This window comes from Pseudoalteromonas sp. MQS005 (genome assembly GCF_001661605.1).
GTDB lineage: Bacteria > Pseudomonadota > Gammaproteobacteria > Enterobacterales > Alteromonadaceae > Pseudoalteromonas > Pseudoalteromonas tetraodonis.
On sequence record NZ_LYRQ01000056.1, the window covers coordinates 20613 to 28909 of the forward strand.

Below are 8297 nucleotides of genomic sequence, written 5' to 3' on the forward strand. Positions count from 1 at the left end.
AGTAGAGGCAGTTATGATAAACACTCACATTTGCCAAAAAAAAGTATCGCAAACAAAATCAATATTTTGGTTTTGTTTGCAGGTATTTTTTTTATTGGCACTTTTTGGCTTTATAAATAATGCTCATGCCAGTTCGGTCAAAGATTTAGAAAGCCAAAAAATAAATGAAATACTGTTTAATATTCATACCTACTACGTTGATGATTTAGCACTGCATAATAGTGAATACATTGAATACAACACCTCTCAATTTGAACGCTTATACTCTAAACTCGATCCCTACTCTAAATATTTAGATAAAAATGAGCTAAATGCGTTATTTGATAATACCAATGGTCGCTATACTGGCTTAGGCATTGAGGTCAAAAATATTGAGCAGCGCACCACGATTGTTAAAGTAATTAATAATTCGCCTGCTAAACAAGTCGGCCTGCGAGCTGGCGATATTATTACAGCAGTTAATAATCAGCAGATTAAAAATAGTTCTATTGATATAGTCGCGCAGCAAATTAAAGACAGCCCCAACAATAAAGTACAACTAAGTATTATCCGAAATAACAATCTAACACCGCTCATATTTAACCTCAGCAGAAAACAAATAAAACTGGCCAGTGTAACTAAGCAACTACTTGATGCTGGTAGCGGTTATATTGCTATAAATACCTTTTCAAACCACACCTTGCATGAAGTTGCCTTACAAATAGCCGCTATGCAAAACCATTACGGCCACGCATTAAAAGGCTTAATTATTGATTTACGAGACAACCCTGGCGGGACTTTAAAAAGCGCGGTTGCTGTGGCAGATCTCTTTTTACAAGATGGTCTAATAGTAACAACCAAAGGACGTTTTTATGATTCTAATCAGTCGTTTTACGCTAAACGCGGCGATATTTTAAAAGGCGCACCTATTGTTGTACTGATTAACGAAAACTCAGCCTCTGCAGCAGAAATACTGGCTGCAGCACTAAAAGAAAATATGCGTGCAAAAATAGTGGGGAGTCAGTCATTTGGCAAAGGGTCGGTACAATCACTCATTCCATTAGGCGATGGTGATACCGCCTTAAAACTAACTACCGCACGCTACTTTACGCCATCAGGTGAATCGATTGAAGGTATTGGCGTGACCCCGAATGTGGCGATTAATCAAACAACGCTTCCACAAACAAATAAAGCCGTTATAATAAAAAATGAACAATTAGAACAAAACACCGTTTTTAGCACTGAAGATTTAGCCGATATCCAGTTAACCAAGGCAAAACAGCTACTCAACATGCACTAAATTCGGTAAATTATTTTAAACACGACAAAGATAATAAAAATTATAAAACGTGAAAACTATAAATTTAATGGTGTTAGCTGGGCTGTTTTTAGCCTTATTTGCAACATCGAGTGCTGTTAAAGCCAAGCAAATAGCCATAGTGATCGATGACATAGGTTATCATCAACGTGATTTAGAATTCCTGAGTTTACCTGGGCAGTTGTCCTATTCAATATTGCCCCACACCCCCTATTCTCAAATATTTGCAACCCTTGCTAGTCAGTCAAATAAAGAGCTCCTGTTGCATGTTCCTATGCAGGCTTTAAATGGTAAAAAACTCGGGCCTGGTGCGCTCACTTTAAATATGGATAAAGCACAACTTCAACAAACGCTCGGGAATGCGCTGGCCAGTTTACCGCAAGTTAAAGGAGTTAATAACCATATGGGCTCTGCGCTGACTCAACAAAGCCAAGCAATGAAATGGACCATGGAAGTACTCAAAAAACGCCAGCTGTATTTTCTTGATAGCCGTACAACTGAATTAAGCCAAGCCCAGAATGCAGCCAACTTTTTGGGAGTGGAAAATATTAGCCGACATGTATTTTTAGACAATATAACGACCACAGAGCAACTACAATTAAGATTAGAAGAGCTAAAATCAAAAGCAACTAAGTATCAGTTTGCCATTGCAATAGCGCATCCCTACCCCGAAACCATCGATTTTTTACGCCACGCTTTGCCGCAATTAAGTGAGCAAGGATTTGAACTGGTGCCAGTATCGCAACTGGTCGAACGTAAATATGTACAAATAGCTCAGCAAGAAGCTATTTCATTAAACTGATGGGGTAAGTAAACACCCTACCCCGTCAGTTAATTTAACTCACTTAAACGCATTATATTTATAAAATAAACGTCGCTACTTTGGCATTTAAATCTGTAGCTCTGTCTTTTAATACTTCAGCTTGGCTTAAATGCGCAGTTGCTGAGGTAGTAATTTCATCGGTTACATCTTTAATGGCGACCGTATTTCTAGTAATTTCATTAGTCACTTGCGTTTGCTCTTCTGCTGCAACCGCTATTTGACCTGCCATATCAGAAATTTCATTCACTGCTAAGGTGATTTCCTCTAGTGCATGAGCTGCTGCATTAACATCATCCACACTATTGTTAGCATACCCCTTACTGCTGTCCATCAAGCTCACTGCTTTTTTGGTCGTATTTTGTAAGGTTTCTATGGTGGTGTAAATTTCTGCTGTGGAGTTTTGCGTTCTTCTTGATAGTACACGCACCTCATCGGCAACCACTGCAAAGCCACGCCCTTGTTCACCAGCACGGGCAGCCTCTATTGCGGCATTGAGTGCTAAGAGATTTGTTTGCTCAGCAATTTCTTGAATGGTAGTCAAAATACTCGATATAGCCTGAGCATGTAAGCTTAGTTCGCCAATGACGGTGGTTGTTTGGTCTATTTCACCCGCAAGTGAATTAATCGTATTTCTAGTTTTATCAACTAACAGCTTACCTTCACGGCTACTTTGCGCTGACTGCTGTGATGCCGTCGCGGTATTTTCGGCATTAGCAGCAATCTCATGGGTTGCACTTGCCATCTCTGTGACCGCAGTGGCAACCATCGCCACTTCTTGCTGCTGACGCTGCAACTCACTGACACTGTTTTGATTGGTGATTAAGCTTTTCTCTGCATCAAAATCTAAATCAGTAGCTAACTGGCGAATATGGCTTATAAGCTCATGCTGGCTGCTTACAAAGCGATTAAAACTATCAGCCAGTACCCCAACTTCATCTTGTGTATCAACACTAATACGCTGGGTCAAATCACCGTTACCATCAGCAATTGTTGATAACGCTTGAGATACTCGGCTTAACGGCGCAAGCAACACACTTAATAACCATGAAATAGCCAACACGCTCAATAAAAGTGCCACACTGACTAATACGAGTTGAGTTACTAATAAACTAATTAACGGTGCCTCTAAGGTTTCTTTATCCAATACAAATAGCAACTGCCAATCGGTATTATTTATATTTTCACCCCAAACAAGCTTCTCTCGGCCTTCATCTTTAAAATAAAGGGGAGTAAATTCACCGTTTTGACTATTAGATAAAATGAATTGGTGATTTATTTTCGAGTCAATATGCGTAATATCTGCCATTACTTTTTTAGTGTCTTTATAGGCAATCACAGTGCCATCTTGGTGCATCATGATGGCATAGCCATTTGCCGGTAAAGACATAGTATTAACATCATTAACTAAAGACTCAATCGATAAATCACCCGCTACCACGCCACTTTGTGTGATTTTAGCAATAGAAACAACCAACTGATTAAACGCAGTATCTAAATAAGGTTTGGTAATTACGGCGCCATTTTTCAGCTGTGCTTGTTTATACCATGGACGAGTGCGCGGGTCGTAGCCGGTTCGATCAATACTTGGATCAGAGTCAGTCATTTTCCCGATACTATCTCCAAAGTAAGTTAATTGAAAACCACCCGACACTTGGGCTTGCTGTAATGCGCTGAGCGTATTGCCCTCAACCTTACTCGCAACTGACTCTATGATCTGCTGACGACTAGCTAGCCAATCTTCAATACTCGCAGCTTGTTGCTTACCAGACTGACTTAGATTATCAATACTGCTTTTTAACAGTAACGCTTTTTGAGAGGTGTAGCTATTCCACGATAGCAATACAATAATAACGGCTAGGGCAAGAACCACCGATAGCAAGATCTTTTTCTTTAGTGAATATGAGTTCATATTGAGTGTAAATACTCGCGTTAAATGAAATTGAAAGGCAATAAGCACAGCAATTAATAATTTAATTTAGGCTACGGTTTGAACGACAAGTCGCTCAGGTGCGCGAATATTTTCATATACCCAAATTAAAAACAAACTAAAATCATGTATTTAAATTAAAACCAAACTTATTCATTAACTTTAACTAGGGTATATTTAATTAAAAGATATACAGATGTGACTAGAGGTAAGCAAAATAAGAAAAAAGATACTTTTTGTTAACCTCTTTTTTTAACTAAAAAAAAGCCCCGCATTTTCATGCAGGGCTTTATAACTTTTTAAGTACGATTAACTCATCGCGCTTTGTAATTTTTTCATTGCTGTTTTTTCCAGCTGGCGAACACGCTCTGCTGATACGCTGTATTTTTCAGCCAACTCTTGCAGTGTTGCTTTATCATCTGACAACCAGCGTGCGCTAACGATATCTTGAGAACGCTCATCGAGGGTTTTCAAAGCGCTAAATAATCGCGTATGCGACTGCTCTTGCCATTGTTGCTGTTCAATGTCGTCAGCTAGGTCAGCAGAACCATCGGTTAAGTATTGTACCGGTGAGTAAGTACTCGTTGGCGCATCGTCGTTATCGTCGCCAGTTAAGTCAAAGCCCATGTCTTGGCCGCTCATACGCGACTCCATTTCACGCACTTCTTTTTCACTCACACCTAGCTCGCTCGCTACTGTGCTAACTTCGGCTTGGTTAAACCAGCCTAAACGTTTTTTGTTTTTACGAAGATTAAAAAACAGTTTACGTTGCGCTTTGGTTGTCGCAACTTTTACGATACGCCAGTTTTTAAGCACAAACTCATGAATTTCGGCTTTGATCCAATGAACCGCAAATGAAACCAAACGTACACCCACTGATGGGTCAAAACGTTTTACTGCTTTCATCAGTCCGATGTTACCTTCTTGAATTAAATCAGCTTGTGGTAACCCGTAACCCGAGTAGCTTTTTGCTATGTGCGCTACAAAGCGCAGGTGCGACATAATGAGTTGCTTTGCAGCACTAAGATCGCCTTCTTCCTGAAGTTTTTTTGCAAGTTCCTGCTCTTGCTCAACTTTAAGCATAGGAATAGTACTAACAGCTTGAAGATAGCCATCCATACTTGCGCTTTGTTGCCCAACTGTAAGTGCCATTGCGTATAAATCTTTACTCATTTTTCACCTCGGTGATAAACATTTGAAACCATCTTAGCACTCTTTTAGTAAGAGTGCTAACTTGAATTTAAAACTTTTTTGAATCATAAATCAAGTGGTTTTTTTAGTGTTAAGTCAGTCTACACTAGGCGACTGAATAACCTATGAATTGGTTTAGCCAAAGCAAAGATTAATCTTTTTGCTTTGGCTTTTTTATAATTTTAAACTTAAAACATGACAGTTTTAAGAATTATATTAGGGCCCTAAACCTTATCGGGTTCTATTTCTGAGATGTAACGGTTAACCGATAAGTAAGAACCAATAAAGCCTAAGCTAGTGGCCAACAATACCAACGCGCCAAATTCATTAAGGCTAAGCCCTATAAGCGTAAAGCTGGTTTGATATACCCCTGCAACACTGCTTACCGCAGCAGATAGCCACCACATCATTAATGCTACGCAAATAAAAGCAAACAACCCGCCAATCACGCCATACCAAATGCCAGTCCATAAAAAGGGGGCATGAATAAAGGTATTAGTTGCCCCTACGAGCTTCATTACCTGTATTTCTTCTTTTTTATCCATAATAGATAAACGAATTGTGTTGCCTATAATAAGCGTCACTGAGGTAAGTAATAATAGCGCAATCGTAATTACACTTTCTTTTAACAAACTGAGTAATGCATTTAAACGTTCAAGCCAAGCAATATCAAGCTTACCAAAATCAACTTCGCGTTCACCTTCAAGTTTTTTAAGCAATAGCTTAGCCGCATTAGGTTGGCTATGTCGCTGGGTTGGTGTAACTAAAACCACATTCGGTAATGGGTTACTATCTAGGTATTCTAAAGCTTGACCAAACCCAGACATTTCTTTGAATTCATCCAAAGCCTCAGTGCGAGAAATAAAAGTTACACTTTGTATTTCAGGATATAGCGCTAAGCGTTTAACTAAAGTTTGTGTTTCTTGCTCGCTCATATCCTCTTTTACAAACAAGGATATTTCGCTGGCTTGCTCAAAACCACTGCTCACTTGCTGCACATTTTTAACCACTAAGTATAACGTTGCGGGCAAGGTTAAACTCAAACCCAGAACAGCAATAGTCATCATAGAGGCTAATGGCGTGCGCCACATTTCTCCTAGGCTGTACACACCTTGGCGAAAAATATTAATAATGAAAAAGTAACCGCCAGAGAATACGGATTTTTTTTGTTTATCATTACTATTTTGACGGCTTTTGAACAGTAAACTCATAATACACCCTCAGCCAGTGGATCTTGGCTCATCCGCCCATCATGAAGCGTTAAGCTACGATACTTCATTCGTGATACTAACCCCAAGTCATGGGTGGCAATTAAAACCGTGGTGCCATGCTTATTAAAATCTTCGAACAGGCGTAATATTTCCATCGATAACTCAGGATCAAGGTTACCGGTAGGTTCATCAGCTAATAGTATAGGAGGAGAATTAACAATGGCTCGTGCAATCCCTACACGTTGCTGCTCACCGCCAGAGAGTGTGGAGGGATGACAGCGTACTTTATCTAACAAGCCCACTTTATCGAGCGCGCCATGCACACGCTTGGCAATTTGCTTGTGGTGAGTCCCTTCAATAATTAAGGGCAAAGCAACGTTATCGAACACCGTATATCGTTCTAATAGACGATGATTTTGAAAAATAATACCAATGTCGCGGCGTGCATACGGAATTTGTCGTGAATTTAACTTATTTAAATCCACGCCATTGATAAACACATTACCCGCAGAGGGGCGTTCCATCAAGCTAATAAGCTTTAAAAGTGTACTTTTACCGGCACCACTGTGGCCCGTTAAAAAAGCCAGTTCGCCTGGTTTTATATGAAAACTCACTTTTTCAAGCGCGCGATGCCCACCGGCATAGGTTTTACTTACTTGCTGAAAATTTATCATTTTTTATTATGCCAACCTCATTAAACGTCCTAACGCAATTGGTATTCCTTGCAATTAAAAAGGGAGCAGGCTCCCTTTTGGTAAATTAAACGTCGTCCTCATCTTGGCTAAATAGCGCGTCAATAAAGTCATCGCTCTTGAAGGTGCGTAAATCATCAATACTTTCACCTACACCAATGTAACGAATAGGAATATTAAACTTATCAGCAACGGCAAAAATAACCCCGCCTTTAGCGGTGCCATCAAGCTTTGATAGTGTGATACCCGTTAAACCTACACATTGGTTAAATAAGTTTACTTGGCTAATAGCATTTTGGCCTGTGCCAGCATCAATTGTCAGCATCACTTCATGCGGTGCATCTGGGTCTACTTTTTTCATCACACGGGCTATTTTTTCAAGCTCTTGCATTAAGTTATCTTTATTTTGCAAGCGCCCTGCTGTATCGGCAATTAACACATCAACATTACGCGCTTTAGCGGCTTGAAAGGCATCAAATACCACTGAGGCGCTATCAGCACCAGTGTGCTGAGCTATAACAGGAATACTATTACGCTCACCCCAAACTTGAAGCTGCTCTACTGCTGCGGCTCTAAATGTATCACCGGCAGCAAGCATTACCGATTTACCTTGGTTTTGAAATTGTTTCGCCATTTTACCAATGGTGGTGGTTTTACCTACGCCGTTTACACCTACCATAAGGATAACGAAAGGTTTTTTGTCTGCTGGTATTTCTAAAGGCTGCTCTGCTGTTTTCAGCATAGTTGCCATTTCTTGCTTCATTAATTCATAAAGCGCATCACCATCTTTAAGCTGCTTGCGATCAGCGGCGTCGGTCAGGCTATCGATTAGCTTCATGGTGGTATCAACACCAAGATCGGCAGTGAGTAACTGAGTCTCTAATTCTTCAAATAACTCATCGTCAATTTTTTTACCGCTGAAAATTGAGGCAAAGCCAGAACCAATATTAACGCGTGTTTTCAGTAAGCCTTTTTTGAGGCGAGAGAAAAAACCTTCTTTTTTAGGTTTTTCCGCTTTTATAGCTTCTTCCTTTGCAAGCTCTGCGGTCAGTCGCTCTTGCTCTAGGCGTTCAGACTCCTCTTCAGCAGCCAGACGCTCTTGTTCTAAACGCTCGTTCTTAGCTTGCTCTGCTGCAATACGCTGTTGTTCTAAACG

Annotated in this window: 7 protein-coding genes; 2 read left to right on the plus strand and 5 right to left on the minus strand. The window is 40.1% G+C overall.

Features of this window, described 5'->3' with window-relative positions; translation table 11 throughout:
• The first annotated feature begins 13 nt into the window (after positions 1-13).
• Both A9479_RS16305 and A9479_RS16310 read left to right on the plus strand, forming a co-directional pair.
• Positions 14-1279, plus strand: coding sequence for a S41 family peptidase (locus A9479_RS16305; protein WP_064664030.1), 1266 nt, complete (start codon positions 14-16; stop codon positions 1277-1279).
• Between the two features lie 67 nt (positions 1280-1346).
• A complete protein-coding gene (locus A9479_RS16310; RefSeq protein ID WP_013465952.1) occupies positions 1347-2099 on the plus strand; it encodes a divergent polysaccharide deacetylase family protein in 753 nt (250 codons plus the stop codon).
• Positions 2100-2157: 58 nt separating this feature from the next.
• On the opposite strand, the gene A9479_RS16315 is transcribed toward A9479_RS16310, so the two are convergent.
• The 5 genes from A9479_RS16315 to ftsY form a co-directional block, all read right to left on the minus strand.
• Positions 2158-4029 carry a methyl-accepting chemotaxis protein gene (locus tag A9479_RS16315; protein ID WP_064664031.1) on the minus strand — a complete coding sequence of 624 codons (1872 nt, stop codon included), beginning with the start codon at positions 4027-4029 and terminating at the stop codon, positions 2158-2160.
• Between the two features lie 327 nt (positions 4030-4356).
• Entirely contained in the window at positions 4357-5220 is an 864-nt protein-coding gene (rpoH, locus tag A9479_RS16320) for an RNA polymerase sigma factor RpoH (RefSeq protein WP_013465954.1), read from the minus strand.
• A gap of 242 nt (positions 5221-5462) precedes the next feature.
• Entirely contained in the window at positions 5463-6449 is a 987-nt protein-coding gene (ftsX, locus tag A9479_RS16325; RefSeq protein WP_028835596.1) for a permease-like cell division protein FtsX, read from the minus strand.
• Positions 6446-7123 (minus strand): cell division ATP-binding protein FtsE, encoded by a 678-nt coding sequence (gene ftsE, locus A9479_RS16330; protein WP_013465956.1) that lies wholly within the window; start codon positions 7121-7123, stop codon positions 6446-6448. Before ftsE ends, ftsX begins: the two co-directional genes overlap by 4 nt.
• Positions 7124-7208: 85 nt before the next feature.
• Positions 7209-8297: signal recognition particle-docking protein FtsY (ftsY, locus tag A9479_RS16335; RefSeq protein ID WP_082918350.1), on the minus strand; the 1089-nt coding region annotated here is incomplete at its 5' end.

Bases quoted from the DNA above. Each gene is read 5' to 3' on its own strand.
- A9479_RS16305 (WP_064664030.1), top strand. From the start codon at position 14: ATGATAAACACTCACATTTGCCAAAAAAAAGTATCGCAAACAAAATCA.
- A9479_RS16310 (WP_013465952.1), top strand. From the start codon at position 1,347: ATGGTGTTAGCTGGGCTGTTTTTAGCCTTATTTGCAACATCGAGTGCT.
- A9479_RS16315 (WP_064664031.1), bottom strand. From the start codon at position 4,029: ATGAACTCATATTCACTAAAGAAAAAGATCTTGCTATCGGTGGTTCTT.
- rpoH (WP_013465954.1), bottom strand. From the start codon at position 5,220: ATGAGTAAAGATTTATACGCAATGGCACTTACAGTTGGGCAACAAAGC.
- ftsX (WP_028835596.1), bottom strand. From the start codon at position 6,449: ATGAGTTTACTGTTCAAAAGCCGTCAAAATAGTAATGATAAACAAAAA.
- ftsE (WP_013465956.1), bottom strand. From the start codon at position 7,123: ATGATAAATTTTCAGCAAGTAAGTAAAACCTATGCCGGTGGGCATCGC.